We start from the raw sequence: 26,239 nt of genomic DNA, 5'->3' as shown, positions 1-26,239 counted from the left end.
CTTGTGAGCGATCCCTCCCGACACCCCCGCCTTCCCGACCAGGTCCAGCCGCCGACGTTCACACTCAGTGACACGGCGCTCGACCAGGACCAGCCGTCGATCATCGCCCTCCCGGTCCTTGCCGGCAGCGACGACGACGGTCCCACTCTGGGGCCGGGTGCGGCGGAGTTCCTCGACACGCACGACGTCGACCTGTTCGGCGTCCTCGACCACCACCGGGCAACCGGTCGGGCGGGCGAGGTCGTGCTGCACCCGCTGCTCGGCGAGTCCCGCCACACGGCGGTGGCGCTGGTCGGTGTGGGGGCCGGGGGAGCGGCCGACCTGCGTGCCGCGGGCGCGGCCCTGGCTCGTCAGGTCAAGGATCGCGAACTCGTCGCCACCACCATCACCACGGTCGCCGACGACGAGGGCCTGCGCGCCTTTGTCGTCGGGCTGACCCTCGGTTCCTTCGAGTTCCACTGGCGCAAGGACGGCGCCAAGGCCCAACCGGTACGCCGGGTGGTGCTGGCCGGCTCCGTGGAGCGGCAGCCCGTGCTCGACAAGGCGGTTGCCGTCGCGTCCGCCGGGTGGCGGGCCCGCTTCCTGGCCAGCGTCCCCTCGAACGCCAAGAACCCGGCGTGGCTGGCCGACCAGGCCCGGGAGATCGCCGACGAGGCCGGACTCAAGATCACCGTCTGGGACGAGAAGCAGCTGGCCGACGACGAGTTCGGCGGCATCCTCGCCGTCGGCGCCGCCTCGGCCACGCCGCCGCGCCTGATCCGTCTCGACTACACGCCCAGCCGGTCGGCCCGCAGGGGCGCGAAGACCGGTCACGTGGCCCTGATCGGCAAGGGCATCACGTTCGACACCGGCGGCCTGTCCATCAAGCCCGGTGAGGCGATGGTCAACATGAAGCGCGACATGACCGGCGGTGCCGTCGTGCTCGCCACCATGGCCGCGCTGGCCGCACTCGAGTGCCCGGTCAAGGTCACCGCGCTGGTGCCCGCCGCCGAGAACGCCATCGGCGGTGCGGCGTACCGCCCCGGCGACGTGATCCGCCACTACGGCGGGCGCACCACCGAGGTGACCAACACCGACGCCGAGGGGCGTCTCGTGATGGCCGACGCGCTGGCGTACGCCGCCGCGAAGGTCAAGCCCGACGTGCTCGTCGACATCGCCACCCTGACCGGTGCCATGAAGGTGGCGCTGGGCCTGCGCACCGGCGGCTACTTCGCCAACGACGAGGCGCTGGCCGACCTGGTCGCCGAAGCCGGCGCGGACGCCGGCGAGCGGCTCTGGCGCCTGCCCCTCGCCGAGGAGTACGAAGAGAAGATCTCCTCGAAGGTGGCCGACGGCGACAACGGCGCCGGCAACCCGGGCGCGATCACCGCAGCCCTGTTCCTCCAGCACTTCACCGGCGGCCTGCCGTGGGTGCACCTCGACGTGGCCTCGGTGGGCGACGCGCCCACCGACGACAACGAGTGGACGGTCGGCCCGACCGGCTTCGGGGCTCGCACCCTCCTGACCTGGCTCGAGCAGGACAACCCTCTCGAGGGCATCACCCGCAAGGCGTCCTCGTGAACGGCCTCACCGTGCGCTGGTCACTGACCGACCCACCCGACGACGTCGACGCACGGCTCCGGGACTACGTGCACGGCACCTCGCACGCCCGCTTCACCGGCATGGACGGGCTCGCCTACAAGACGTGGCGCAGCGTGCCGGGTCAGTGGTTCGAGGGCTGCTACGTGTTCGGCTCCGACGAGGAGCGCGTGTCGTTCCAGGAGACGTTCACCGCCACGGCCGCGGAGTCGCCGGGCTCGCAGATCATCGGCAGCGCGCCGATCCTGATCGAGGCGTGCGAGGTCGTCGCGATCGCCGAAGGCGCCCACGGGTTCACACCTCTTCCGAGCTGACGGCCGGCTGCGTCTGCACCCGACCGCCGTCACATCACTCGGGGATCCATTCCTTCTTGGCAGCAAGCAGGCCGTCGCCGACCGGCAACAGCACGGGCACCAGGCCCTCGGCCTCCTGGATCGTGCGACCCAGCTCGCGGATCGAGACGGTCTCCTCGTCGCGCTGCGCCGGGTCCGCCACGCGGTCGTGCCACAGGGCGTTGTCGAAGGCCACCACGCCACCGGGACGCAGCAGGCGCATGGCCTCCTTCAGGTAGTCGGCGTACTCGCGCTTGTCGCCGTCGCAGAACACCAGGTCGTAGTGGCCGTCGGTCAGGCGGGGGAGGACGTCGAGTGCGGCACCGGGAATGGTGCGTGCGCGCTGGGCGGGGACACCGGCGTCGCCGAAGGTCTGCTTGGCGAGGCGCTGGTGCTCGGTCTCGACATCGACCGTGGTCAGCACGCCGTCGGGGCGCATGCCGCGCAGCAGCCAGAGGCCGGAGACCCCGGTGCCGGTGCCGATCTCGACGACGGCGCGCGCATCGAGGACGGCGGCCAGGAAGCGCAGGGTTGCGCCCACGCCGGAACCGATCGGCACGACGCCGACCTCCTCGGCGCGTGCCCGGGCGGCCGCGAGGATCTCGTCCTCGGCGACGAACTCCTCGGCGTAGGTCCAGCTCGTGGGCTTGATGGGCGTGGTGATGACAGCCTCCTGAGGTCGTGACGACTCACCGATGTGGACGACCCTATAACGACTCTCGGGCGTGGACCGCGTGCCGGAGCGGGAACACGGCGGGGTCCGGGATCGTTGAAGCACTGAGGAACCTCCCAGCAACTCCCTTGCTGCTGCTCAGGTTCCTCTCAGTCGGGTTCCCTAGCGTTGGTGAGGTCAGGTTGTTGCGCAGACGAGGGCAGGAGAGCACCATGCAGGACAGTCAGGTGGTCCCCAGCTGGGACGAGATCGTCGCCCAGCACTCCGAGCGCGTCTACCGGCTGGCCTACCGCCTCACCGGCAACCAGGCCGACGCGGAAGACCTCACCCAGGACGTCTTCGTCCGCGTCTTCCGGTCGCTGTCGACGTACAGCCCCGGCACCTTTGAGGGCTGGCTGCACCGCATCACCACCAACCTCTTCCTCGACGGCGCCCGCCGCAAGCAGCGGATCCGCTTCGACGCGCTGTCCGACGAGCGCGCCGCGCGGTTGCGCAGCGACGGCGGCATCCCGCACGACGAGTACGCCGACCAGCGGTTCGAGGACGACGTCGAGCAGGCGCTGGCCCAGCTTCCGCCGGACTTCCGTGCCGCCGTCGTGCTCTGCGACATCGAGGGGCTCTCCTACGAGGAGATCGCCGAGATCCTCGACGCCAAGCTCGGCACCGTCCGCTCCCGCATCCACCGCGGCCGGGCCATGCTCCGCGAGGCGCTGGCACACCGCGCCCCCACCGCCGGCCGCGAGCGCTACTCCGGGCCCGTGCCGCGCCAGGTCCAACAGGGCGTCGTCCGGTGATCGGCCACGTCGGCACCAAGGTCAGCGCACTGATCGACGGGCAGCTGCCGCAGGCCGAGAGCGACCGTCTCTGGGTGCACGTGCACGGTTGCGCGATGTGCCGCAGCCACGTCGAGCGCGAGGGCTGGGTGAAGACCCGCCTCGCCGGACTCAACGCGACCAGCCAGCCGGCCGCCCCCAACTACCTGGCCAGCGTGCTGTGCCGGGCCACCCATCTCCCCGAGGAGCCGGCGCCGGCTCTCTCCCCGCTGGGAAGTCGTCGTCGCACGATGGCCGTCGCAGTGGTCGGCGCCGGTTCGGTGGGCGCGGCCATGGTCGGCGTGTTCGCCCTGGCCGTGCCGGCCCAGGCCCCGGCGGTCGACCGCCGCGGTCCGGTCACCTCCCTGACCGGCGGTGTCTCGGGCCCCTCCCGATCGGCCACGCCGGTCGGAACGACCGTGTCGTCGACGTCCACGCGCGGCTCTGCGCCTGACGCTTCCCTCCCAAGATGGGTGACAATCTCCCAGTGAACGATCAGCAGACCCCCACACCCGACGGCGAGCAGCCCGACGCCGGCCGCGCCGACCTCGAGCGGTCGGACCCCGAGCAGCCCGTTGCCGCGACCTCCGACGCCGACGACGTGGAGCACACCCTGAGGCTGCCGGCGGAGTCCGCGGCCCCCGATGCCGAGACCTCGCAGTTCGCGCCGCCCGACGAGCGCACGCAGGCCCCGGCTGCCGGCTCTCACGCAGCCAGCGGTCACCAGGCGCCGCAGCACGGCCAGCAGGGGCCCGGCTCCTATGCGCCGCCCTCGGGGCCCCCGTCGTACGCGCCCCCGACCGGCGGACCCGGCCCCTACCGGGGCGCTCCCTACGGTGCCCCGCAGCAGCCGTACGCCGCCTACCCGCAGGCGCAGGCCGTGGGCGCGGCCCCGGAGCGTCGGGCCAGGTCGCCACGTGGCATCTGGCCGGCCGTGGCCGTCCTCTCGCTGCTCCTCGGCCTGGTCGGCGGTGCCGTCGGCGGGGCCGTGGTGACCAAGTGGCAGGACAGCTCCGACGAACCCGGGCGCACCGACAACGGCCTGGCCGACGTCGACACGGTCAACACCGCGCCGCTCCCTGCCGACAACGGCAGCATCGCCGCCGTCGCCGAACAGCTGCTGCCCAGCACCGTGCAGATCATCGCCGACTTCAAGGGTGAGGAGGGCGGCGCCACCGGTTCCGGCTTCTTCCTCGACAAGCAGGGGCACGTCGTCACCAACAACCACGTCGTCGCGGATGCCGCCGACGGTGGCGAGATCAAGATCGTCGACCACGAGGGCGTCCAGCACGAGGCCACGGTCGTCGGCCGCAGCCCCGTCTACGACCTCGCCGTGCTCTACGTGAAGGGCCTCAAGAACGTGAAGCCCGCCGCACTCGGCACCTCGAAGGCCCTGCGTGTCGGCGAGAACGTCGTGGCCATCGGCTCCCCGCTCGGCCTGAGCAGCACCGTGACCGCCGGAATCGTCAGCGCCCTCGACCGGCCGGTCACCACCGGCGGCGAGGAGGACTCACAGTCCTACATCAACGCCGTCCAGACCGACGCGGCGATCAACCCCGGCAACTCGGGCGGCCCGCTGGTCAACCTGGCCGGGCAGGTCGTCGGCGTGAACTCGGCGATCGCCACGACCGGCGGCTCCAGCGTGGGCCAGGAGTCCGGCAACATCGGCGTCGGCTTCGCGATCCCGATCGAGCAGGTGAAGGTCACCGCAGACCAGATCCTCAAGGACGGCGAGGCGCGCTACCCGGTGATCGGGGCGACCGTGAACAGCGACGGCTCCGGCGACGGTGCACACATCCAGGAAATCGTGAAGGGCAGCCCGGCCGAGGACGCCGGCCTCAAGGAGGGCGACGTCGTCAGTGCCCTCGACGACCGGATGATCACCGACAGCCCGACCCTGATCGTGGCCATCCGCTCCCACCTGCCGGGCGACACGGTCGAGCTGACCGTCAAGCGCAACGGCGACGAGAAGACCCTCAAGATCAAGCTCGACTCCAAGGTCGGCTGAGCTCGAGGCCGAGACGCGCGGGCGGCCGTGCCCGGGCCCAGGCCCGAGCCGGCCGTCCGCGACCAACCGGCGTGACCGGTCTTCCCTGACCGGCTCAGTCGTCGGCGCGGTAGCGCGGGTCCACGTCGGTGGCGTCCATGCCGAGCAGTTCGGCGACCTGTTCGACCACCACGGTCAGCACCATGGCGTCGAGCTCCTCGCGGCTGTCACATCGATGCTCGATCGGCCGGCGGAACAGCACCAGCCTGGTCGGCGTACTCCCGCTGCCGCGGATCAACGACGACAGCGGCACCCCGGTCTGCTCCCAGTCGTCGGGGACCAACGGAGTGTCCTCGACCGCGAACTCGACCAGGCCGAGGCGGTCGTGCCAGCGCTCCTCGATCGCCGAGACCACGCCGAGCACGAGGGAGTCGAACCGCTCGCGACGCGTGGGTCGGTCAGGCGCTCGCAGGCCACCGGGGGCCGACGGCGGCAGGACCTCCGGTCCACGCATGCCTCGGTCACGCCGGTCCCTTCGTCGCCCAGCCGGTCGCCCGGTCAGTCCATGCTCAGTCACGCCGCGAGCCTAATCGGGACCCGGGCACCCGCGGGGTAGCGTCTGCTCCGTGAAGCCAGCCCGTCGTTGTTCGCGTACCGCGTGTGGCCGTCCCGCGGTCAACACGCTGACCTACGTCTACGCAGACTCGACCGCGGTGCTGGGACCGCTGGCGACGTACGCCGAACCGCACGCCTACGACCTGTGCGAGGCGCACAGCGAGCGACTGAGTGCGCCGCGCGGCTGGGAGGTGCTCCGGCTGGCCCCGGACCCGGCCACGCTCGAGCCCAGTGGCGACGACCTGCTGGCCCTGGCCGACGCGGTCCGCGAGGCCGCGCGACCGGCGCCCCGCATCCCCGCACCCGCAGGGCTCGAGGCCGAGACCGGTCGTGAGACCACGCGTCGCGGCCACCTGCGGGTCCTCTCCAACGACTGACCCTGCGACGGGCGATAGGCTCGCGCCATGCCTCCAGCCTCCGCGCCAGAATCCACACTGGCCACCGAGAACCTGCACGCGATCTTCAAGGCGTACGACGTACGCGGCACGGTCGGTGACCAGATCGACGAAGTTCTCGCACGACGCATCGGCGGGGCCTTCGTGGCCGTCACCGGGGTGTCCACCGTCGTCGTCGGCTACGACATGCGGCCCTCGTCGCCCGGCCTGGCCGGGGCGTTCGCCGACGGCGCATCCGCTGCGGGCGCCGACGTCGTGGTGATCGGCCTGGCCTCGACCGACCAGCTCTACTTCGCCTCCGGCCACCTCGACCTGGCCGGCGTCATGTTCACCGCCAGCCACAACCCCGCGGCGTACAACGGCATCAAGATGTGCCTGCCGGGTGCCCGGCCGATCGGCGCGGAGACCGGACTGCTCGACATCCGCGACGCGGTCGCGACCGAGGTCACCGGCGGCCGGGTCGGCTCGATCACCAACCGCGACGTGCTCGCCGAGTACGCCCACCACCTGCTGTCGCTGGCGCCGGTGACCGGGCGTCGGCTCAAGGTCGTCGTCGACGCAGGCAACGGCATGGCCGGCCACACGGCGCCGGCCGTCTTCGACCGGCTGGCCGACCAGGTCGAGGTCGTGCCGATGTACTTCGAGCTCGACGGCACCTTCCCCAACCACGAGGCCAACCCCATCGAACCGGCCAACCTGGTCGACCTGCAGAAGCGGGTGCGGGCCGAGAACGCCGACATCGGGCTGGCCTTCGACGGCGACGCCGACCGGTGCTTCCTCGTCGACGAGCGCGGCGAGCTGGTCTCGCCCTCGACGCTGACCGGGCTGATCGCGGCCCGCGAGCTGGCCCGCGAGCCCGGCGCCACGATCATCCACAACCTGATCACGTCGCGCTCGGTGCCCGAGATCGTCGCCGAGCTGGGCGGCACCCCGGTGCGCACCCGCGTCGGCCACTCCTTCATCAAGGCCACGATGGCCGAGACCGACGCCATCTTCGGTGGCGAGCACAGCGGCCACTTCTACTTCCGCGACTTCTGGCGGGCCGACTCCGGCATGCTCGCCGCGCTGCACGCGCTGGCCGCCCTGGCGGAGACCGAGCAGCCCCTGTCGCAACTGCTGGGGGAGTACGTCCGGTTCGTCGCGTCGGGCGAGATCAACTCGACCGTCGCCGACCAGGCCGCGATCCTGCATGAGCTCGAGGCGTCGTACGCAGGGACCCCGGGAGTGGCGCTGGACCACCTCGACGGGCTCACGGTGGCCCACGACGACTGGTGGTTCAATGTGCGGGCCTCCAACACCGAACCCCTGCTGCGGCTCAACGCCGAGGGCAAGGACGAAGCGACGATGGTGACCATGCGTGACGCCGTACTCAGTGTGATCAGGAGAGACCAATGAACATCGACCCCGCCCTGCTCGAGATCATCGTGTGCCCCGACTGCCACGGCACGTTGGCACCCGTCGCCGAGGAGCTGGTCTGCTCCGGGTGCGGGCTGGCCTACCCGGTCCGGGACGACATCCCGGTGCTGTTGGTCGACGAGGCCCGTACGACGGCCTGACGCCCATGTGGTTCGACGAGTCTCGCCTGGATGACGAAGCCGCCCTGGCCGGGGTGGACCTCCTGCTGCGCTCCCTGGCCGAGTCCGGATCGCGGGTCCGACGGGCCGCGAGCGACGCTGCCGACGCGATCGTCGAGGCGGTCCAGGCCAGCCAGGACTCGCGTCCGCGGGCGGTGATCGCCGCGGGTCCCGACTCACGGCTGCTGCGTGCGGTGCTCGAGCCGTGGTGCCCGGTGCCGTTCGTGGCGTGGCCCGGTGCCGCCCTCCCCGGGTGGGCCGGCAGCCTCGACCTCGTGGTGATCCTGGCCCCCGAGCGCTCCGACCCGGCCGCGGCGTCGGCGATCGCAGAGGCCGTGCGCCGTGGCTGCCAGGTGGTCGTCGCCTGCCAGGCCGACTCGATGGTGGCCGAGCACGCCGCCGGCCGGTGGGCCACGGTGCTGCCGATCCAGTCGGGCGACCAGCTCGCCACCGCAGTCGTGATGCTCGACTACCTCCACCGCATCGGGCTGGGCCCGGCCTCCGACGCCGACGAGGTGGCTGCCGCCCTCGACGCCGTGGCCATCGCGGACTCCCCGCACCGCGACCTGGCGGTCAACCCCGCCAAGGTGCTGGCGATCGCCCTGGCCGACGCCAACCCGCTCGTGTGGGGCGGTTCGGTGCTGGCCGCACGTGCCGCGCGACGCGTCGCCGAGTCGATCCGGCGTGCCTCCGGTCGCAGCGCCCTGGCCGGTGACGCCGAGCACCTGCTCCCGGTGCTGGAGGCGACCCGCGCCCGCGACGTGTTCGACGACCCCTTCGCCGACGACGGCGGTGACCTGCGCACCGTGCTGCTGGTCCTCGACGACGGCGCCGAGGACCCGGTCGGCAACGAGCAGCTGGGCCGGCTCAGGGCGGCTGCCGACAGCCGCGGCATCCGCGTCGAGACCGTCACCACCGAGACCGGCAGCGAGGTGGCCCGCTACGCCTCCCTGATCCTCTCCGGGCGCTATGCCGCCGCCTACCTCCAGCTCGGCCTCGTCCCCGACTGACGCGATACTCCCTGACGTTTCGGTCCCTCCGTGGGGATACTCCCTGACGTTTCGGCCCCCTGAAGGGCCGAAACGTCAGGGAGTATCCCTGGGTGAGGGCCGGAACGTCAGGGAGTATCGAAGAGTGGGTGAGCGGGGGCGGCCCCCTAGACTTGCCGGCGTGATGACACACGTGTGTGCCGATGACGTAGCCGACCACGCAGTGGTGAACGCCCGATGAGCGCCGGTCTGTTCGCCCTCCTCGACGACGTCGCGGCCCTGGCCAAGGTCGCCGCCGCGTCGATCGACGACGTCGGTGCGGCCGCCGGCCGGGCCAGCGCGAAGGCGGCCGGCGTGGTCGTCGACGACACCGCGGTCACCCCGCAGTACGTCTCGGGAGTGGCCGCCAAGCGCGAGCTCCCGATCATCAAGAAGATCGCCGTCGGGTCGGTGCGCAACAAGCTGCTGATCATCCTGCCGGCGGCCCTGATCCTCAGCCAGTTCCTGCCATGGCTGCTCACCCCGATCCTGATGCTCGGCGGCACGTTCCTCTGCTACGAGGGCGCCGAGAAGATCTGGGAGAAGCTCAGCGGCCACGACGCCCACGCCGAGGAGGAGGTCACCGCCGAGATCAGTCCCGAGCAGGAGAAGACGATGATCGCCGGCGCGATCCGCACCGACCTCATCCTCTCCGCCGAGATCATGGTCATCTCGCTCAACGAGGTCGCCGACCAGCCGTTCCTGGCCCGGGCCGCGATCCTGGTCGTGGTCGCGCTCGGCATCACCGCCCTGGTGTACGGCGTGGTCGCGATCATCGTGAAGATGGACGACATCGGTGTGGCGATGACGAGGTTCCGCTCCGGCCTCTCGCAGAAGGTCGGCCACGCCATGGTCAAGGGCATGCCCGCCCTGCTGGGCGTCATCTCCGTGGTCGGCACCGCAGCCATGCTCTGGGTCGGCGGCCACATCCTCCTCGTCGGACTCGACGACCTCGGCTGGCACCCGCCGTACGAGTTCGTCCACCACCTCGAGGAAGAGGTGCACCACGCGGTCGCCGGCATCGGTGCCGCTCTCGGCTGGGTGGTCAACACGATCGCCTCCGCGATCATGGGCCTGCTCGTGGGCGCAGTGGTGGTCGTGATCATGCACTTCCTGCCGTTCGGCCACGGCTCCGAGAAGTCCCACTGATCCCGGACGCCCCGACGCGCACGCCCGGCGACAATTCAGTGGGCGGCGGCACACGCTTGTAGGCTGGACGGGTCCGCGCGGGAGATCCCGAATAGATGCAGATGCACCGCGGAACCCAGTCGAACACGTTGAGGACTATTCGATGGACTACAAGGTTGCTGACCTGAGCCTGGCCGAGTTCGGCCGCAAGGAGCTCACTCTCGCCGAGCACGAGATGCCCGGTCTCGTGTCGCTGCGCACGACGTACGGCGACGCACAGCCGCTCAAGGGTGCCCGGATCGCCGGCTCGCTCCACATGACCATCCAGACCGGTGTGCTCATCGAGACCCTGGTCGCGCTCGGCGCCGACGTGCGCTGGGCCACCTGCAACATCTTCTCCACCCAGGACCACGCCGCTGCCGCGGTGGTCGTCGGCAAGGGGACCGTCGAGGACCCGCAGGGCACTCCGGTCTTCGCCTGGAAGGGCGAGTCGCTGGCCGAGTACTGGGACGAGGCCGAGAAGGTCTTCGACTTCAAGGACGAGGCCGGCAACACGATCGGCCCGAACATGCTCCTCGACGACGGCGGCGACATCACCATGCTCGTCCACCTCGGCGTCGAGTTCGAGAAGGCCGGCAAGGTGCCCGGCCAGGACTCCACCGACAACGAGGAGTTCAAGGAGGTGCTGCGTGTCCTGGCCCGTTCGCTCGAGAACAGCTCGGACCGCTGGACCACCATCGCCAACGGCATCCAGGGCGTCTCCGAGGAGACCACCACCGGCGTGCTGCGCCTCTACGACCGCTTCAAGGAGGGCTCGCTCCTCTTCCCTGCGATCAACGTCAACGACTCGGTCACCAAGTCGAAGTTCGACAACAAGTACGGCTGCCGCCACTCCCTGATCGACGGCATCAACCGCGGTACCGACGTCATGATCGGCGGCAAGGTCGCGGTCGTCTGCGGGTACGGCGACGTCGGCAAGGGCTCGGCGGAGTCCCTCCGCGGCCAGGGCGCGCGCGTCATCATCACCGAGATCGACCCGATCTGCGCGCTGCAGGCGGCGATGGACGGCTACGAGGTCAAGCGCCTCGAGTCGGTCGTCGAGACCGCGGACATCTTCATCACCACGACCGGGAACTTCGACATCATCCGGGTCGAGCACTTCGAGAAGATGAAGCACCAGGCGATCGTCGGCAACATCGGCCACTTCGACAACGAGATCAACATGGCCGGCCTGGCCAAGATCGAGGGCATCGTCAAGGACGAGATCAAGCCCCAGGTCCACCAGTGGATCTTCCCCGACGGCAAGAAGATCATCGTGCTCTCCGAGGGCCGCCTGCTCAACCTCGGCAACGCGACCGGTCACCCGTCGTTCGTGATGTCCAACTCCTTCACCAACCAGGTGCTGGCCCAGATCGAGCTCTTCACCAAGGTCGAGGACTACCCGGTCGGCGTCTACGTGCTGCCCAAGCACCTCGACGAGGAGGTCGCCCGACTGCACCTCGACGCCCTCGGTGTCGAGCTCACCGAGCTCACGCAGGCGCAGGCCGACTACCTCGGCGTTCCCGTCGAGGGCCCCTACAAGTCGGAGCAGTACCGCTACTGAGCGGGCACTGACACCCATGAGCGCAGCAAGCGAGTACGGCACCAAGGGGCGAGTCCTCGTCGTCGACGACGACGCGTCCCTCGCCGAGATGCTCTCCATCGTGCTCCGGCAGGAGGGGTTCGACGCCCAGGTCTGTCCCCGGGGCGACCTGGCACTGGCCGCGTTCCGCGACTACCGCCCCGATGTGCTGCTGCTCGACCTGATGCTGCCCGGCAAGGACGGCATCGACGTCTGCAAGGAGATCCGCGCCGAGTCCGGCGTACCGATCGTCATGCTGACCGCAAAGGGCGACACCGTCGACGTGGTCGTCGGCCTCGAGTCCGGGGCCGACGACTACGTCGTCAAGCCGTTCAAGCCGAAGGAGCTCGTGGCCCGCATCCGGGCCCGCGTCCGGCGTACCGAGAACCCCGCCCAGGAGAACCTCACCATCGGTGACCTCTCCATCGACGTGGCTGGCCACTCGGTCACCCGCGGCGGTACGCCGATCAACCTCACGCCCCTCGAGTTCGACCTGCTGGTGTGCCTGGCCCGCAAGCCCTGGCAGGTCTTCACCCGCGAGGTCCTGCTCGAGCAGGTCTGGGGCTACCGCCACGCGGCGGACACGCGCCTGGTCAACGTGCACGTCCAGCGGCTCCGGTCGAAGGTCGAGCACGACCCGGAGAACCCGGAGATCGTCGTCACCGTGCGTGGCGTGGGGTACAAGGCCGGAACCCAGTAGGGCCTGATGCCTTCCCGGAGCCTGCCCGAGGCGATCCGACGGGGACTGACGTTCTGGCGACGCTCCATCCAGGCCCGCGTCGTGGTCAGCACGATGCTGCTCTCGGCGCTGGTGGTCAGCGTGGTGGGGTGGTTCCTGCTGCAGCAGACCCGTGACGGGCTGGTCGACTCCCGGGTGGAGCGCGTGGTCGCCGAGGCTCGCAACGAGACCGCCGACGCCCGCGCCCGGCTGGCCACGGTCCCCGGCACGGACGACGAGGCCAGTCTCCAGCTGCAGCAGCTCGTCGACCCGATCATCACGCGCGGACAGTCGCGCGGCTTCTCGGTCGTGCTCAACGGTCCGATCGGCTCGGCGCCGACCGACCTGGCCGGGAGCGGCCCCCGCTACTCCGCGGGGCTCGACCTGCGCAGTGTCCCGGAGGACCTGGTCAGGCAGCTGGACACCGGCGACTCGATGGCCTGGGTCTTCTCGAAGATCCGCTACCTGCCCGACAGCGGCCGCGCCGACACTCCCGGCATCGTGGTCGGCTCCCGCATCCAGCTGCCTGCCGACGGCGAGTTCTACACGATCTACTACCTCTACCCGATGCAGCAGGAGGCCGAGACGCTCGGGCTGGTCACCCGCGCCCTGCTCACCGCGGGCGCCCTGCTGCTGGTCCTGGTCGCCGGTCTGGCCTGGCTCGTGACCCGTCAGGTGGTCACCCCCATCCGGATGGCGCGCCGGGTCGCCGAGCGACTCGCCGCAGGGGAGCTCGAGGACCGCATGCGGGTGCGCGGGGACGACGACATCGCCCGCCTGGCCACGTCGTTCAACCAGATGGCCTCCAGCCTGCAGCGGCAGATCCGGCAGCTCGAGGAGCTCTCCAGGGTCCAGCGTCGCTTCACCTCCGACGTCTCGCACGAGCTGCGTACGCCGCTCACCACGGTGCGGATGGCCGGCGACGTGCTGCACGACGCGCGTGAGGACTTCGACCCGGCGACCGCGCGTGCCGCCGAGCTGCTGCAGACCGAGCTCGACCGGTTCGAGGGGCTGCTCACCGACCTGCTCGAGATCAGCAGGTTCGACGCCGGTGCGGCTGCCCTCGACGCCGACGACGTCAACCTGATCGACATCGCGCACCGGATCGTCGACATGACCCGTCCGCTGGCCGAGCAACGCAACACCACGGTGACCGTGCGCGCGCTCTCCGAACCGGTGCTGGCCGAGGCCGACACCCGCCGGGTCGAGCGCATCCTGCGCAACCTGGTCAGCAACGCCATCGACCACGCGGAGAGCCGCGGCATCGTGATCCTGGTCAACGGTGACGACCACGCGGCCGCGGTCGCCGTACGCGACCACGGTGTCGGACTGGCCGCGGGCGAGGCAGCCCTGGTCTTCAACCGCTTCTGGCGCGCAGATCCGGCCCGGGCCCGCACCAGTGGCGGCACCGGCCTGGGCCTGGCCATCTCCCTGGAGGACACCCACCTGCACGGCGGCTGGTTGCAGGCATGGGGCCAGCCCGGGAGGGGCTCGCAGTTCCGGCTCACCCTGCCCCGCCGGGCCGGGGGCATCCTGCGGCACAGCCCGCTGCCGCTCGTTCCCGAGGACGCCGAGGAGCTGGCCTGATGACGCCGTACGCCCGAGCCCTCGTGGCAGTCGCCCTGCTCGTCTCGCTCTGCTCCGCCTGTGTCGGCCTCCCCGACAGCGGCGAGGTGCAGGTCGGCGACGACCGTCCGACGTCGGCCCAGGACTCCGGCTTCCCCTATGACCCGAGGCCGCCGCAGAAGGGCGAGGAGCCGGACGAGATCGTCGGTCACTTCCTCGACGCGATGCTCGCCAACCCGACCACCACCGCGGTGGCCAAGCAGTTCCTCTCCTCGAGTGCCCGCGACTCCTGGCACCCGGACCGTCAGCTGATCACCTACGACGACATCCTCACCCCGAGCGGCAACGACGAGGTGTCGGTGACCCTTCTCGGCGCGCACCACCTCGACGCCCGTGGCGTGTGGCGTGGCGAGCTGCCCGAGCGGCAGCGCACCCTCGACTTCGGGATGACCATCGAGGACGGCGAGTGGCGCATCGACGACCCGCCGGACGCGATGGTGGTCTCCGACGCGTTCTTCGACGCCCGCTACCGCCAGGTGTTCCTCTACTTCCTCGACCCGACGGCGAAGGTGGTCGTCCCGGAGCCGGTCTTCGTGCCCACCGGCGGACAGCTCTCCGCGGTGCTGATGCGCGCCCTGCTCCGTGGGCCGGGTCCGGACCTGCGCGGGGTGACCCGCTCCTACATTCCCGATGACCTCACCCTTGACCTCACCGCACCGGTCTCCGCCAACGGCCTGGCCGAGGTGTCCCTGCGCGGCGACGCCGCACCCCTCGACCCTGAGAGCGTTCAGCTGATGGCGGTGCAGGTGGTCTGGACCCTGCGCCAGGACCCGTCCGTACGCCGGGTCCGGCTCACCATCAACGACACCCCGATCAGCGTCTCCGGCACGTCCTCCGACCTCGACGTGGCGATGGGGGAGCAGTACAACCCGGTCGGTCCCGGTGCCGGGCGTGACCTGTTCGCCCTGCGCGACGGACGTCTGGTGTCCCAGACCGGCAGCGGAGTGGTCAACCAGACGGGGCCCTTCGGCACCGAGGCCGCCGGGTTGGAGGCGATCGCGGTCGACCTGTCGGGCACCCGGGTCGCCGGCGTCACCTCCGACGGCGGTTCGATCCGCTTGGCCCCCGTCTCGGGGGAGCGGGAGCGGGCCACGACCGTGTTCAGCGGCGGCACCGACCTGCTCAAGCCGTCGTGGGACGTGTCGGGCCGGCTGTGGGTGGTCGACCGGAACTCCGGCAACGCCGAGGTCTCCTACGTGACCCGGGGGCGTCGCCACCCGGTCCGGGTCCCGGGCGTGACGGGCGAGAACATCACCCGCGCCATCGTCTCCCGCGACGGCACCCGACTGGTCGCCGTGCTGCGCGAGCCACGTCAGGACCGGGTGGTGCTCAGCCGGCTGGCGGTCGACGGCTCCCGTGCCCGCGGCACCAGGGCCCGGGTGATCCACGGCGACGCCGAGGAGCGCACCCGGATCAACGACATCGGGTGGTACTCCCCGACCGAGGTGGTGCTGGTCAGGTCGCTCTCCGACGACCTGTCCCAGGTGACCACCTTCTCGGTCGACGGATCGCGCGCGGTGTCGTCGGCCAACGTGCCCGTCGAGCTGGTCCGCGACGACATCGTGTCGTTGGTCAGCTCGCCGGTCCCGGAGACCCCGACGTGGGCGATCGCGGCCTCCGGCGAGGTCCACGAGCTCAATGCCGAGCTCGACGGCACGTTCCCCGCCGAGGGCCTGGTCTCGCTGACCTACGCCGGCTGAGCCGGACTCTTCACAGCGTCGGTCCACAGGCCGGCGTACCGCCCTTGCCCCGTTGCCGTCGACGCGTTCGGATGGTGGCGTGCTCACCACTCTCAACGACCTGGTCACCGGCTCTGCCTGTCCCGGATGTGGTCAGGCCGGCGAGCTCGTGTGCCGGGAGTGCTTCGCCGGCCTCGACGGGATCGCCCGACCGGCGATGCCGACCCCGCCCCCGCCGGGGCTGCTGCGTCCCTGGGCGGCGGGGGAGTACGACGGCCTGCTGCGCACGCTGCTCCTGGGCCACAAGGAGCACCACCAGTTCGGGCTACGTCGACCGTTGGGCGTCCTGCTCGCCGGTGCCGTCGAACGCCTCGTCGCGGCCGCGGGTGCCGCGGACGGCGTGCCCCTGCTGTTGGTGCCGGTGCCGTCCCAGCCGGCGTCGGTGCGCTCGCGCGGCCACGACCCGACGTACCTCCTCACCCGGGCCGCCGCCGTCGAGCTGCGGCGGCGAGGCGGCAGCGTGACGTGTGCGCGACTGCTCCGGGTCGGCCGGGTGCTCGACCAGGGCGGACTCGACTTCGCCGGCCGCCAGGCCAACCTCGCCGGATCGATGTCGGTGCCCTCGCGGGCGCTGCGCCGCCTGGCATCGCGCCAGTCCGAGGGTTGGGCGGTGGTCTGCGACGACGTGCTCACCACGGGTGCCACCGCCCGTGAGGCACAGCGAGCGCTGCAGGCCAGCGGGATCGGCGTGCTGGGGGTGGCCACGGTCGCGGCGACCCGCAAGAGGCTCCCAGCGGTGCGCCGGTCGGGGTGAGCGCGCGCACAGCGAACATTCAGGCGGATCGCTGGCCTTGTCAGCGGGAACCGACTAGCGTCTGTGCATGGAGTCCGTTCGGGTCCGTGGTTGCGTCGACAGGTTGCTCACCGAGCCCTGTGGGCAAGCCGAAGCCAGTCGCAGGCGAAACGGTCCACGTAAGTCCACGGTCAGGAGCTCGCTCCCGGTCGGCGGACGATCACGGTGCGGCTTAGAAGTAAGTCCTGCCCCGGCCTCGTCGTCAGATACGACGATTCGTCGGGAGACGGTGGGTAGTGGCATCAAGCCGCGAGAGCTGCAGCAGGCGATTGTGGGGTCGAAGACCAGGTCGGCCGAACGGACTCCACCCCCTCGCGTCCGGAGACCGCCCGTCGGGCGGTGCTCCGGCATGTTCAAGTAACCAACTGATGCACGGGAGGTCTACATGGATGTTGTGGTGAACGCTCGACACTGTGAGGTGTCTGATCGGTTCCGCAGTCATGTCGAGGAGAAACTGGCCCGACTCGAGAAGCACGACCACCGCATCATGCGCGTGCTCGTCGAGGTCGAACAGGAGCGCAACCCCCGTCAACACGATCGTGCCGTGCGCGTGGAGCTGACCGCTCTCTCCAAGGGTCCGGTGATCCGTGCAGAAGCGGCCGCCGAGGACAAGATGGGAGCGCTCGACCTCGCCCTCGACAAGATGGCCGCCCAGATGCGTCGCGCGGCCGACCGCCGTCGCGTGCACCGTGGGCGTCACACGCCCGTCTCCGTCGGCGAGGCACTCGCCGCCGCGGAGCCGAGCCAGCCCACCGTGCCCGCCGACGACGGCGTGGTCACCACCGAACGCCAGGTCGGCCCGATCACGGTCACCGGCGACGGTCCGCTGGTGGTCCGCGAGAAGTCGCACCCCGCCGAGCCGATGACCCTCGACCAAGCGCTCTACGAGATGGAACTCGTCGGGCACGACTTCTACCTGTACGTCGACAAGGACAGCGAGCGTCCCGCAGTGGTGTACCGCCGCCGTGGGTACGACTACGGAGTGATCTCCCTGGAGGTCGGGAACTGACCCGTTCGGGTGATGGACACATGACACGACTGGGTGGCACAGCAAGCACGCTGACGCCCAGTCGTGTCATGATGCTCGGGTGAGCGACATCAATGACTCCGAGCCGATCCGGGTGCTGGTCGTTGACGACCAGGAACTCTTCCGACGCGGCCTGACGATGCTTCTGGGCGTCGAGCCCGGCATCGAGGTCGTGGGCGAGGCCGGCGACGGCATCGAGGGAACCGAGCTGGCCGCGAGCGTGGCACCCGACGTGGTGCTGCTCGACGTGCGCATGCCGAAGCGGTCGGGCATCGAGGCCTGTGTGGCGATCAAGGAGATCGTGCCGTCGGCGAAGATCATCATGCTCACCGTCTCCGACGAGGAGGCCGATCTCTACGAAGCGGTCAAGAGTGGCGCCTCCGGCTACCTGCTCAAGGACTCCTCCATCGACGAGGTGGCCCAGGCCGTGCGGGTGGTGGCCGACGGACAGTCCCTGATCAGCCCTTCGATGGCGGTCAAGCTGATCGACGAGTTCAAGCAGATGTCGCGCCCCGAGCGCGAGCAGCCGACCGGGCTCCGGCTCACCGAGCGTGAGCTCGAGGTGCTCCGCCTGGTCGCCAAGGGCATGAACAACCGCGAGATCGCCCGCCAGCTGTTCATCAGCGAGAACACCGTGAAGAACCACGTCCGCAACATCCTGGAGAAGCTTCAGTTGCACTCGCGCATGGAGGCCGTCATGTACGCCGTCCGCGAGAAGCTGCTCGACATTCCCTGACCGTGGAGTCGTTGTCACTGGGCCAGGCCCGCCGGGTGGCCCTGGCCGCCCAGGGCTTCCTCGATGCGCCGCATGCCACGCCCACGCTGCGCACGCTCCGCCGTACCGTCGCCCGCACCGGCGTGCTGCAGGTCGACTCGGTCAACGTGCTGCAACGCGCCCACTACATGCCGCTCTACTCGCGGATGGGCCCCTACGACACCGAGCTCCTGCGCAAGGCCAGTGAGCACCGGGCCCGGCAGCCCCGTCAGCTCATCGAGTACTGGGCGCACGTGCAGGCGCTGATGCCGGTCGACCTGTGGCCGTTCATGCAGCACCGCATGGCGTCCTACCGGGCCCGGCGCGGCAAGTGGTGGCCGATCACCGACACCCAGCCGGGCCTCGAGCACGAGGTGCTGGCGGCTGTCCGCGACCGCGGTCCGGTGACCGCACGCCAGCTCGACGCGGAGTTCAGCTCCGAGCCCCGGGACCGCAAGCACTGGGGCTGGAACTGGTCGGAGTCCCGCAAGGTGCTCGACTACCTCTACATGGTGGGTGACGTGGCGGTTGCCGGGCGCAACTCCCAGTTCGAGGTGGTCTACGACGTGCCCGAGCGCGTGCTGCCCGCCGAGGTCCTCAACGCCCCGACCCCGACGCCGCAGGATGCGGCCGTCGAGCTGGTCCGGCGCGCGGCCGTCTCACACGGCGTCGCCACCGGCCGCTGCCTGGCCGACTACTACCGCATGCCGATGGGCGCCAGCACCCGTGACAACGCAGGAATGGCCGCCGGTCCGGCGATCGAGCGCCTCGTCGAGGACGGCGAGCTGCTGCCGGTTCGGGTCGACGGCTGGACGCGCCCGGCGTACCTCCACCGCGACGCGCGCCTGCCCCGGCGGGTCCGGGCTCGCACCCTGCTCAGCCCGTTCGACCCGGTGGTGTGGGAGCGCGAGCGCACCGAGAAGCTCTTCGACTTCCACTACCGCATCGAGATCTACGTGCCCGCCGCCAAGCGGCTGCACGGCTACTACGTGCTGCCGTTCCTCAGCGGTGACCGGCTGGCCGGCCGGGTCGACCTCAAGGCCGACCGGGCCACCGGTCGGCTGCTGGTCAAGGCGGCGTACGCCGAGGAGACCGCGGCCCCCGACACCGACGCCGAGCTGGCCGCCGAGCTCCGGCGACTGGCCGGCTGGCTCGGCCTCGACGAGATCGTGGTGGAGCCACGCGGCGACCTTGCCGCCGGTGTGGCCGCGGCACTCGCTACTGTTTCCCGAGAACACTGACTGGGAAACGGGGATCGTCGTGGGCTGGTTGATCGGAATCATCGTGGTGGCCGCCATCGTGGGCGTCACCATCTGGCTGCTGCAACGGCGCAAGAAGCCCGGCGAGTCCCCGTGGCAGCCCGACGACGTGGTCGGCACTGCCGATGTGGCCTCGACCGAGGCCCTGCGCGACCTGCGCAACGGCGACGTCATCGAATACCTCGGCCACAAGTGGTTCGTCCGCGGGCGCCTCGACTTCAACGAGGAGGGCTACCTCTGGACCGAGCACCTCCTCGACGACGCCGACGAGAAGCGCTGGGTCTGCGTCGAGGACGACGAGGGCTTCGAGGTCTCCCTGTGGCACTCCCTCGCGCTGGGCGACATCGACCAGGGTGCCGCCGGTGACCGCGACGTGATCGTCGCCGGGGTGGCCTACCGCCTGCAGGAGCAGGGCACCGCTCGCTTCTCGGCCCTCGGCAGCACCGGTACGGCGCCCAGCGGCAACGTGGACTACGCCGACTACAAGAGCAAGGACGGCAAGCTGCTCGGCTTCGAGAAGTTCGGCTCCTCGTGGGAGGCGTCGGTCGGCGAGGTCCTGCAACCGTTCGAGCTGACGGTCTTCCCCGGCTCCGACCGCGACTGACATGACGGTCCAGGAAATCTCGGTGGCGTTCGCCGACGTGCGCGCCGCCACCCTGCGCTGGGCGGTCGGACTCCCCGAGCGCGTGGCCCTGGTGACGCGCACCCTCGAGGCCGGCCACGGTGTCGTCGTCGACCTGCGGGTCCTCGGCGCCTCCCACCAGGTGCTGGTCCGCGACGCCGCCGGCGACGTGCTGCTCTCCGAGACCGTGGCCTGCGACCTCCCCGGGGCCGCGGCCATGCCCGAGCAGATCGGCGCCCCCGGCTACGACTTCACCTCCGGCGTCGAGCGACTCGAGGCCGACGACCTGGTGGCCCGGGTCGACGTGCTCACCTCGTCCCTGGCCGATGACCCCGACGCCCTGGTGGTGTCCTTCCCCGGGGTGCCCCACGCGGTGACCGCGCTGGCGCTCCGTCTCACACCCGACGCGATCTCCTGGGAGTCCTGGCATGCCTATCCGCAGACCGGCGAGCTGGTCCACACGACCACGCGTGCGACGACAGGGGTGAGCGCCGATGTCCGGAACTGAGGAACCCGAGTTCCGCCACGCCAGTCGCCGGCCGGGCAACCCGCGCGGACTCATCATCGTGGCCGTGCTCGTGGTCGTCGCGCTGATCGCCGTCCCCCTCATCTGGAACGCGCTGAGGAGCAGCCCCGAGGGCTGGCTCGACGACCACTACACGTACGTCGACGGCGACGTCGACAACGACGGTCGGCACTACACGTCCGACGACACCGTCGACCAGACGGTGGCCGCGATCGACCAGGGCACCGACCCCAGCGAGAAGCGCCAGGAGGACTCGACGTACTTCCTGCGCTACAAGAACGACTGGCTGGTCGAGGTCGAGGCCGACGACGACGGGTCGGGCACCGACGTCACGCTCTTCGAGTTCGACGCCGGCTACCGGCACCACGGCACGTTGCTCTTCTTCTGGAGCAGTCACTACCAGCGCGGCGGGTTCTTCCGCGGCGGCGGCAGCGGAAGCGGAAAGTAAGGGAACCCCATGAACGAACTCGTTGAAGGTGTGCTGGCGTCGCTGGCCTTCGGTGCCGTCGGACTGGTCCTGTTGGCGGTGGGCTTCTACATGGTCGACCTGCTGACCCCGGGCCGGCTGGGCCACCTGATCTTCGTCGACCGCAACCGCGACGCGTCGCTGGTCCTGGCGTCCTCGCTGCTGGCCATCGGCGGCATCGTGGCCAGCGCGATCTTCACCGCCGACGGCGACACCCTGGAGAACCTCGTCGAGACCGTGGCCTACGGCGCGATCGGCGTGGCGATGCAGGGCGCCGCCTTCGTGGTGCTCGACCTGCTGACCCCCGGCAAGCTGGGGGAGACCCTCACCGATGAGGACGACGACCCGGCCGTCTGGGTCGCAGTGGCCATGAACCTGGCCGTCGGCGTGATCGTCATGGCCTCCCTGTCCTGACCTTGCCGACCCTGACCGCGGACACCACAGCCCGACCCGAGGCGCCGGTCGGACGAGCCATGACCGTGGTCGTGCTGGTGGCCGTCTTCATCTGCGCCGCCTGCGGACTGGTCTACGAGCTGGCACTGGTCACCCTCGGCAGCTACCTCCTGGGCAGCTCGATCACCCAGACGGCGATCGTCATCTCGGTGACCATGTTCGCGATGGGCCTCGGTGCCCTCTTCGCCAAGCAGTGGCTGGGCCGTCCACTCGCCGCGTTCCTGGGCGTCGAGCTCGGGCTGGCCCTGATCGGCGGGTTCAGCGTCCCGCTGCTGTACGTCGCGTTCGCCTGGCTGGAGTTCTACACGCCGGCCATGGTGATCTGCGCCCTGCTGATCGGCATGCTCATCGGGGCCGAGATCCCTTTGTTGATGGAGCTGTTGCAGCGGTTCCGGGCCCAGGACCCGGCCCGCGCGGTGGCCAACATCAACGCCGTCGACTACATCGGCGCCCTCGTCGGGGGACTGGCCTTCCCGTTCGTGCTGCTCCCGATGCTCGACCTGCTTATCGGCACCCTGGTGGTGGCCGCGTTCAACGTCGCCGCCGCGTGGCTGGTGGCCCTGGTCCTGCTCCGCGGCACCGGTGAACGCCGCCGGCTCGTGTCGGCGTCGCTGGCCTGCGGTCTGGTCGCCGTACTCCTCGGGGGCATGGCGTGGAAGGCGTCGGAGTTCGAGGCGACCGCCCGCCAGCTGCTCTACCGCGACCCGATCATCCACGCAGAGCGCTCGGCGTACCAGGACATCGTGGTCACCCGCGGCGCGGTCACCGGGCCCGAGCACACCGACGTGCGTCTCTTCCTCGACGGCGACCTCCAGTTCTCCTCGGTCGACGAGTACCGCTACCACGAGATGCTGGTCCACCCGGCGATGTCCGGGCCGCACGAACGGGTGCTGGTCCTCGGCGGCGGCGACGGCCTCGCCCTGCGCGAGATCCTGAAGTACGACGACGTCGACGAGGTCACCCTGGTCGACCTGGACCCGGCAGTCGTCGACCTGGCCCGCAGCTTCGAGCCGATCAGCTCGCTCAACGAGCACTCGTTCGAGGACCCCCGGGTGACCCGCGTCGCCGCCGACGCGTTCTCCTGGGTGCGCGAGCAGACCGGGGGCGACCGACGGTTCGACACGATCGTCGTCGACTTCCCCGACCCGGACTCCACGGCCATCGCCAAGCTCTACTCGGAGGAGTTCTACGGGATGCTCCGGCCGTTGATGGCGCCCGGGGGCCGCACCGTGGTGCAGTCGGGGAGCCCGTTCTTCGCCCCCGATGCGTTCTGGTGCGTTCGTCGTACCGTCGCGGCCAGTGGCCTCTCGACCGTGCCGTACCACGCCGAGGTGCCCTCGTTCGGCGACTGGGGCTTCGTCCTCGCCACCGAGGAGCCCACCACGCTGTCACTGGACGACGAGGTCCCCGACGGGCTGCGGTTCGTCAACGACGCGACGCTCGGCGCGGCGACCGTGTTCCCGCCCGATCGGGCCGAGCGCGACGTGCAGGTCTCGACGCTGCTCGACCCGGTGATCCTGGAGTACACCCGCAGCGGGTGGGTCGGCTACTGACCCCGGCCATGCCTGAGCGGCATCGGTAGCGGAAATTCTTTGGCCCGTGGGTAGCATTGCCTGCGGCGCGGGCGGCTTGGCCTGGCGCCGGCTCGACCATCTACCCAGGGAGTTCCTCCTCGTGCCTGCCATCCTCGACAAGATCCTCCGTATCGGTGAGGGCAAGATCCTTCGCGAGCTCGAGGCGGTGGCCAAGGCGGTCAACGCGATCGAGGACGACTTCGTCAAGATGAGCGACGCCGAGCTGCGAGCCATGACCGACGAGTTCAAGGAGCGCCTCGGCAAGGGCGAGACCCTCGACGACATCATGCCGGAGGCCTTCGCCACCGTGCGCGAGGCGGCCCACCGCGTGATCGGCCAGCGTCACTACGACGTCCAGATCATGGGTGGCGCGGCGCTCCACATGGGCAACATCGCCGAGATGAAGACCGGTGAGGGCAAGACCCTGGTCGCCACCCTCCCGGCGTACCTCAACGCCCTGGCCGGCCAGGGCGTCCACATCGTCACGGTCAACGACTACCTGGCCAAGTTCCAGTCCGAGATGATGGGCCGCATCCACCACTTCCTCGGCCTGAGCACGGGCGTGATCCTCCCGTCGATGCGGCCGGCCGAGCGTCGCGAGGCCTACAACTGCGACATCACCTACGGCACCAACAACGAGCTCGGGTTCGACTACCTGCGCGACAACATGGCCTCCGACATCAAGGACTGCGTGCAGCGCGGCCACGGCTACGCGATCGTCGACGAGGTCGACTCGATCCTCATCGACGAGGCGCGCACCCCGCTGATCATCTCCGGCCCCACCCAGGACGAGGTCCGCTGGTACGCCGAGTTCGCCAAGATCGCGCGCACGATGAAGATCGACGTCGACTACGAGGTCGACGAGAAGAAGCGCACCATCTCCGTGCTCGAGGGCGGCATCACCAAGGTCGAGGACCACCTCGGCATCGTCAACCTCTACGACTCGGTCAACACACCGTTGATCTCCTTCATGAACAACTCCATCAAGGCCAAGGAGCTGTTCCGCAAGGACAAGGAGTACGTCGTCATGGACGGCGAGGTCCTCATCGTCGACGAGCACACCGGCCGCATGCTGGCCGGTCGCCGCTACAACGACGGCCTGCACCAGGCGATCGAGGCCAAGGAGGGCGTGACCGTCCGCGAGGAGTACCAGACCCTCGCCACGGTCACCCTGCAGAACTACTTCCGCCTCTACAAGAAGCTCTCCGGCATGACCGGTACGGCGATGACCGAGGCCAGCGAGTTCGACAAGATCTACAACCTCGGCGTGGTGCCGATCCCGACCAACAAGCCGATGCTCCGCAACGACCAGGCCGACCTCGTCTACCGCACCGAGGAGGCCAAGTACCTCGCCGTGTGCGACGACATCGTCGAGCGCCACAAGAACGGTCAGCCGGTGCTGGTCGGCACCGTCTCGGTCGAGAAGTCCGAACTGCTCTCCGGCCTGCTGAAGAAGAAGAACATCCCGCACAGCGTCCTCAACGCCAAGGTGCACGCCGACGAGGCGCGCATCGTCGCGATGGCCGGCCACAAGGGCGCGGTCACGGTCGCGACCAACATGGCCGGTCGAGGCACCGACATCATGCTCGGCGGTTCGGTCGAGTTCCTGGCCGACGAGGAGCTGCGCAAGAAGGGCCTCGAGCCGACGGGCGAGACCGCCGACCAGTACGAAGCCGAGTGGGAGCCGACCCTGGTCCGCATCCGGGAGCAGGTCAAGGCCGAGCACGACGAGGTCAAGGACACCGGCGGCCTCTACGTCGTCGGCACCGAGCGCCACGAGTCCCGTCGCATCGACAACCAGCTGCGTGGTCGTTCCGGCCGCCAGGGTGACCCGGGGGAGTCCCGGTTCTACCTGTCGCTCCAGGACGAGCTGATGCGCTTGTTCAAGTCCGACTGGGTCGACCGGGTGCTCACCATGCTGAAGGTGCCCGACGACGTACCGATCGAGAACAAGCGGGTCACCGGCGCGATCGCCAACGCCCAGGGCCAGATCGAGTCGCAGAACTTCGAGTCCCGCAAGAACGTCCTCAAGTACGACGACGTGATGGACCGCCAGCGCCACGTGATCTACGGCGAGCGCCGCGAGGTGCTCGAGGGTGCCGACCTCGAGCAGCAGATGCGCGGCTTCGTCGACGACGTCATCGAGGCCTACGTCACCGGTGCCACCGAGGGCTTCGCCGAGGAGTGGGACCTCGACGCACTCTGGACCGCGCTCAAGCAGCTCTACCCGATCAGCCTCAGCCTGGCCCAGGTCGAGGAGGACGCCGGCGCCCGCGCGGCCATGTCGCGGGTCGACCTGACCGCCACCTTGCAGAAGGACGCCCAGAAGGCGTACGACGAGCGCGAGGCGCTGGTCGGCGAGGAGAACATGCGCGAGCTCGAGCGTCGCGTCGTGCTCTCGGTGCTCGACCGCAAGTGGCGTGACCACCTCTACGAGATGGACTACCTGCGCGAGGGCATCTACCTTCGCGCGTACTCCCAGCGAGACCCGCTCGTGGAGTACCAGCGCGAGGGCTTCGACATGTTCCAGGCCATGATGGACGGCATCAAGGAGGAGTCGGTCGGCTTCCTGTTCAACCTCGAGGTCGAGGTCGAGGAGGACGAGGCGCCCGCCGAGGTCGTCGAGGCCGACGAGGTCACCGCCGTCGACGCGGAGCCGACCCACGTGCACGAGGGACCGCGGATCAGCGCCAAGGGCCTGCAGGCCCCGGCGCCCCCGGCGAACCTGTCCTACACCGGTCCTTCCGAGGACGGCGAGGCCGAGGTCACCGGCGGCACGACGGTCACCGACGCGGACGACCCGTTCGCCAACGTGGGCCGCAACGCCGACTGCCCCTGTGGTTCGGGCAAGAAGTACAAGAAGTGCCACGGCGCACCCGGCGGGCCCACCGGCCTGACCACCCGCGTCAACGGCTGAGGCGAGCCCCGGGTTCTTGTTG

At 70.1% G+C, this 26,239-nt stretch carries 26 protein-coding genes; 24 read left to right on the top strand and 2 right to left on the bottom strand.

The annotated features are described in order from the left end of the window. Positions 1-3: 3 nt before the first annotated feature. A complete protein-coding gene (locus ASD30_RS10815) occupies positions 4-1,560 on the top strand; it encodes a leucyl aminopeptidase (protein ID WP_056681337.1) in 1,557 nt (518 codons plus the stop codon). Next, the gene (locus ASD30_RS10810; RefSeq protein WP_056681335.1) at positions 1,557-1,892 is read left to right on the top strand and encodes a hypothetical protein; all 336 of its coding nucleotides are present in this window, start codon (positions 1,557-1,559) and stop codon (positions 1,890-1,892) included. Before ASD30_RS10815 ends, ASD30_RS10810 begins: the two co-directional genes overlap by 4 nt. Positions 1,893-1,926: 34 nt before the next feature. Here ASD30_RS10810 and ASD30_RS10805 read toward each other — a convergent pair whose 3' ends face one another. After that, positions 1,927-2,562: an O-methyltransferase gene (locus tag ASD30_RS10805; RefSeq protein ID WP_414858565.1), complete on the bottom strand. Its 636-nt coding sequence runs from the start codon at positions 2,560-2,562 to the stop codon at positions 1,927-1,929. Positions 2,563-2,795: 233 nt separating this feature from the next. Here ASD30_RS10805 and sigE point away from each other — a divergent pair, with 233 nt between their 5' ends. Genes sigE through ASD30_RS10790 form a run of 3 tightly spaced genes read left to right on the top strand, consistent with a single transcriptional unit; the run spans position 2,796 to position 5,403 of the window. Beyond that, positions 2,796-3,377 carry an RNA polymerase sigma factor SigE gene (gene sigE / locus ASD30_RS10800; protein ID WP_056681333.1) on the top strand — a complete coding sequence of 194 codons (582 nt, stop codon included), beginning with the start codon at positions 2,796-2,798 and terminating at the stop codon, positions 3,375-3,377. Beyond that, positions 3,374-3,886, top strand: coding sequence for a hypothetical protein (locus tag ASD30_RS10795; protein ID WP_056681331.1), 513 nt, complete (start codon positions 3,374-3,376; stop codon positions 3,884-3,886). Before sigE ends, ASD30_RS10795 begins: the two co-directional genes overlap by 4 nt. Next, positions 3,883-5,403: a trypsin-like peptidase domain-containing protein gene (locus ASD30_RS10790; RefSeq protein ID WP_056681329.1), complete on the top strand. Its 1,521-nt coding sequence runs from the start codon at positions 3,883-3,885 to the stop codon at positions 5,401-5,403. Before ASD30_RS10795 ends, ASD30_RS10790 begins: the two co-directional genes overlap by 4 nt. Before the next feature lie 94 nt (positions 5,404-5,497). Here the strand turns inward: ASD30_RS10790 and ASD30_RS10785 are convergent, their stop codons facing one another. Then, a complete protein-coding gene (locus tag ASD30_RS10785; protein ID WP_056681327.1) occupies positions 5,498-5,959 on the bottom strand; it encodes a metallopeptidase family protein in 462 nt (153 codons plus the stop codon). Between the two features lie 49 nt (positions 5,960-6,008). On the opposite strand from ASD30_RS10785, the gene ASD30_RS10780 reads away from it, so the two are divergent. The 19 genes from ASD30_RS10780 to secA all read left to right on the top strand — a co-directional run bounded on the left by ASD30_RS10780 (position 6,009) and on the right by secA (position 26,217). Then, entirely contained in the window at positions 6,009-6,374 is a 366-nt protein-coding gene (locus ASD30_RS10780) for a DUF3499 domain-containing protein (RefSeq protein WP_056681325.1), read from the top strand. Between the two features lie 27 nt (positions 6,375-6,401). Further along, positions 6,402-7,787 carry a phosphomannomutase/phosphoglucomutase gene (locus tag ASD30_RS10775; RefSeq protein ID WP_056681323.1) on the top strand — a complete coding sequence of 462 codons (1,386 nt, stop codon included), beginning with the start codon at positions 6,402-6,404 and terminating at the stop codon, positions 7,785-7,787. Beyond that, entirely contained in the window at positions 7,784-7,948 is a 165-nt protein-coding gene (locus ASD30_RS26060) for a Trm112 family protein (protein ID WP_082563761.1), read from the top strand. The genes ASD30_RS10775 and ASD30_RS26060 overlap by 4 nt, the downstream gene beginning before the upstream one ends. Positions 7,949-7,953: 5 nt before the next feature. Next, on the top strand, positions 7,954-8,976 hold the full coding sequence (locus ASD30_RS10770) for an SIS domain-containing protein (protein ID WP_056681321.1): 1,023 nt from the start codon (positions 7,954-7,956) through the stop codon (positions 8,974-8,976). 216 nt (positions 8,977-9,192) lie between these two features. After that, on the top strand, positions 9,193-10,143 hold the full coding sequence (locus tag ASD30_RS10765) for a DUF808 domain-containing protein (RefSeq protein ID WP_056681320.1): 951 nt from the start codon (positions 9,193-9,195) through the stop codon (positions 10,141-10,143). Between the two features lie 142 nt (positions 10,144-10,285). Continuing rightward, a complete protein-coding gene (ahcY, locus tag ASD30_RS10760) occupies positions 10,286-11,725 on the top strand; it encodes an adenosylhomocysteinase (RefSeq protein ID WP_056681318.1) in 1,440 nt (479 codons plus the stop codon). 16 nt (positions 11,726-11,741) lie between these two features. Then, positions 11,742-12,443, top strand: coding sequence for an MtrAB system response regulator MtrA (gene mtrA / locus ASD30_RS10755; protein ID WP_056681316.1), 702 nt, complete (start codon positions 11,742-11,744; stop codon positions 12,441-12,443). A gap of 6 nt (positions 12,444-12,449) precedes the next feature. Continuing rightward, on the top strand, positions 12,450-14,048 hold the full coding sequence (mtrB, locus tag ASD30_RS10750) for an MtrAB system histidine kinase MtrB (RefSeq protein WP_056681314.1): 1,599 nt from the start codon (positions 12,450-12,452) through the stop codon (positions 14,046-14,048). Further along, positions 14,048-15,787, top strand: a complete 1,740-nt coding sequence (locus tag ASD30_RS10745; protein ID WP_056681312.1) for an LpqB family beta-propeller domain-containing protein — start codon at positions 14,048-14,050, stop codon at positions 15,785-15,787. The genes mtrB and ASD30_RS10745 overlap by 1 nt, the downstream gene beginning before the upstream one ends. Before the next feature lie 79 nt (positions 15,788-15,866). Beyond that, positions 15,867-16,580 carry a ComF family protein gene (locus ASD30_RS10740; RefSeq protein WP_082563760.1) on the top strand — a complete coding sequence of 238 codons (714 nt, stop codon included), beginning with the start codon at positions 15,867-15,869 and terminating at the stop codon, positions 16,578-16,580. Positions 16,581-17,004: 424 nt separating this feature from the next. Further along, positions 17,005-17,628, top strand: coding sequence for a ribosome hibernation-promoting factor, HPF/YfiA family (hpf, locus tag ASD30_RS10735; RefSeq protein ID WP_056681308.1), 624 nt, complete (start codon positions 17,005-17,007; stop codon positions 17,626-17,628). Between the two features lie 79 nt (positions 17,629-17,707). Further along, a complete protein-coding gene (locus ASD30_RS10730; RefSeq protein WP_056681306.1) occupies positions 17,708-18,382 on the top strand; it encodes a response regulator in 675 nt (224 codons plus the stop codon). A 2-nt stretch (positions 18,383-18,384) separates the two neighbouring features. Next, complete coding sequence (locus ASD30_RS10725; RefSeq protein ID WP_056681304.1) at positions 18,385-19,641, top strand: winged helix-turn-helix domain-containing protein; 1,257 nt, start codon at positions 18,385-18,387, stop codon at positions 19,639-19,641. A 19-nt stretch (positions 19,642-19,660) separates the two neighbouring features. Then, a complete protein-coding gene (locus tag ASD30_RS10720; protein ID WP_056681302.1) occupies positions 19,661-20,263 on the top strand; it encodes a DUF4178 domain-containing protein in 603 nt (200 codons plus the stop codon). A 1-nt stretch (position 20,264) separates the two neighbouring features. Beyond that, positions 20,265-20,789, top strand: coding sequence for a DUF2617 family protein (locus tag ASD30_RS10715; protein ID WP_056681299.1), 525 nt, complete (start codon positions 20,265-20,267; stop codon positions 20,787-20,789). After that, the gene (locus ASD30_RS10710; protein WP_056681296.1) at positions 20,776-21,255 is read left to right on the top strand and encodes a DUF4247 domain-containing protein; all 480 of its coding nucleotides are present in this window, start codon (positions 20,776-20,778) and stop codon (positions 21,253-21,255) included. The genes ASD30_RS10715 and ASD30_RS10710 overlap by 14 nt, the downstream gene beginning before the upstream one ends. Positions 21,256-21,264: 9 nt before the next feature. Beyond that, on the top strand, positions 21,265-21,687 hold the full coding sequence (locus tag ASD30_RS10705) for a DUF350 domain-containing protein (protein ID WP_056681293.1): 423 nt from the start codon (positions 21,265-21,267) through the stop codon (positions 21,685-21,687). 2 nt (positions 21,688-21,689) lie between these two features. Then, the gene (locus ASD30_RS10700; RefSeq protein ID WP_268788292.1) at positions 21,690-23,279 is read left to right on the top strand and encodes a polyamine aminopropyltransferase; all 1,590 of its coding nucleotides are present in this window, start codon (positions 21,690-21,692) and stop codon (positions 23,277-23,279) included. Between the two features lie 121 nt (positions 23,280-23,400). Next, positions 23,401-26,217 (top strand): preprotein translocase subunit SecA, encoded by a 2,817-nt coding sequence (gene secA, locus ASD30_RS10695; protein ID WP_056681288.1) that lies wholly within the window; start codon positions 23,401-23,403, stop codon positions 26,215-26,217. Positions 26,218-26,239 lie beyond the last annotated feature (22 nt).

It is taken from the genome of Nocardioides sp. Root140 (genome assembly GCF_001426745.1).
Classification (GTDB): Bacteria; Actinomycetota; Actinomycetes; order Propionibacteriales; family Nocardioidaceae; genus Nocardioides.
The sequence above is the reverse complement of the archived record's forward strand: the minus strand, read 5'-3'. Positions and strand labels throughout refer to the sequence as shown.

Bases quoted from the DNA above. Each gene is read 5' to 3' on its own strand.
- ASD30_RS10715 (WP_056681299.1), top strand. From the start codon at position 20,265: ATGACGGTCCAGGAAATCTCGGTGGCGTTCGCCGACGTGCGCGCCGCC.
- mtrB (WP_056681314.1), top strand. From the start codon at position 12,450: ATGCCTTCCCGGAGCCTGCCCGAGGCGATCCGACGGGGACTGACGTTC.
- ASD30_RS10705 (WP_056681293.1), top strand. From the start codon at position 21,265: ATGAACGAACTCGTTGAAGGTGTGCTGGCGTCGCTGGCCTTCGGTGCC.
- ASD30_RS10770 (WP_056681321.1), top strand. From the start codon at position 7,954: ATGTGGTTCGACGAGTCTCGCCTGGATGACGAAGCCGCCCTGGCCGGG.
- ahcY (WP_056681318.1), top strand. From the start codon at position 10,286: ATGGACTACAAGGTTGCTGACCTGAGCCTGGCCGAGTTCGGCCGCAAG.
- sigE (WP_056681333.1), top strand. From the start codon at position 2,796: ATGCAGGACAGTCAGGTGGTCCCCAGCTGGGACGAGATCGTCGCCCAG.
- ASD30_RS10710 (WP_056681296.1), top strand. From the start codon at position 20,776: ATGTCCGGAACTGAGGAACCCGAGTTCCGCCACGCCAGTCGCCGGCCG.
- ASD30_RS26060 (WP_082563761.1), top strand. From the start codon at position 7,784: ATGAACATCGACCCCGCCCTGCTCGAGATCATCGTGTGCCCCGACTGC.
- hpf (WP_056681308.1), top strand. From the start codon at position 17,005: ATGGATGTTGTGGTGAACGCTCGACACTGTGAGGTGTCTGATCGGTTC.
- mtrA (WP_056681316.1), top strand. From the start codon at position 11,742: ATGAGCGCAGCAAGCGAGTACGGCACCAAGGGGCGAGTCCTCGTCGTC.
- ASD30_RS10765 (WP_056681320.1), top strand. From the start codon at position 9,193: ATGAGCGCCGGTCTGTTCGCCCTCCTCGACGACGTCGCGGCCCTGGCC.
- ASD30_RS10775 (WP_056681323.1), top strand. From the start codon at position 6,402: ATGCCTCCAGCCTCCGCGCCAGAATCCACACTGGCCACCGAGAACCTG.
- ASD30_RS10745 (WP_056681312.1), top strand. From the start codon at position 14,048: ATGACGCCGTACGCCCGAGCCCTCGTGGCAGTCGCCCTGCTCGTCTCG.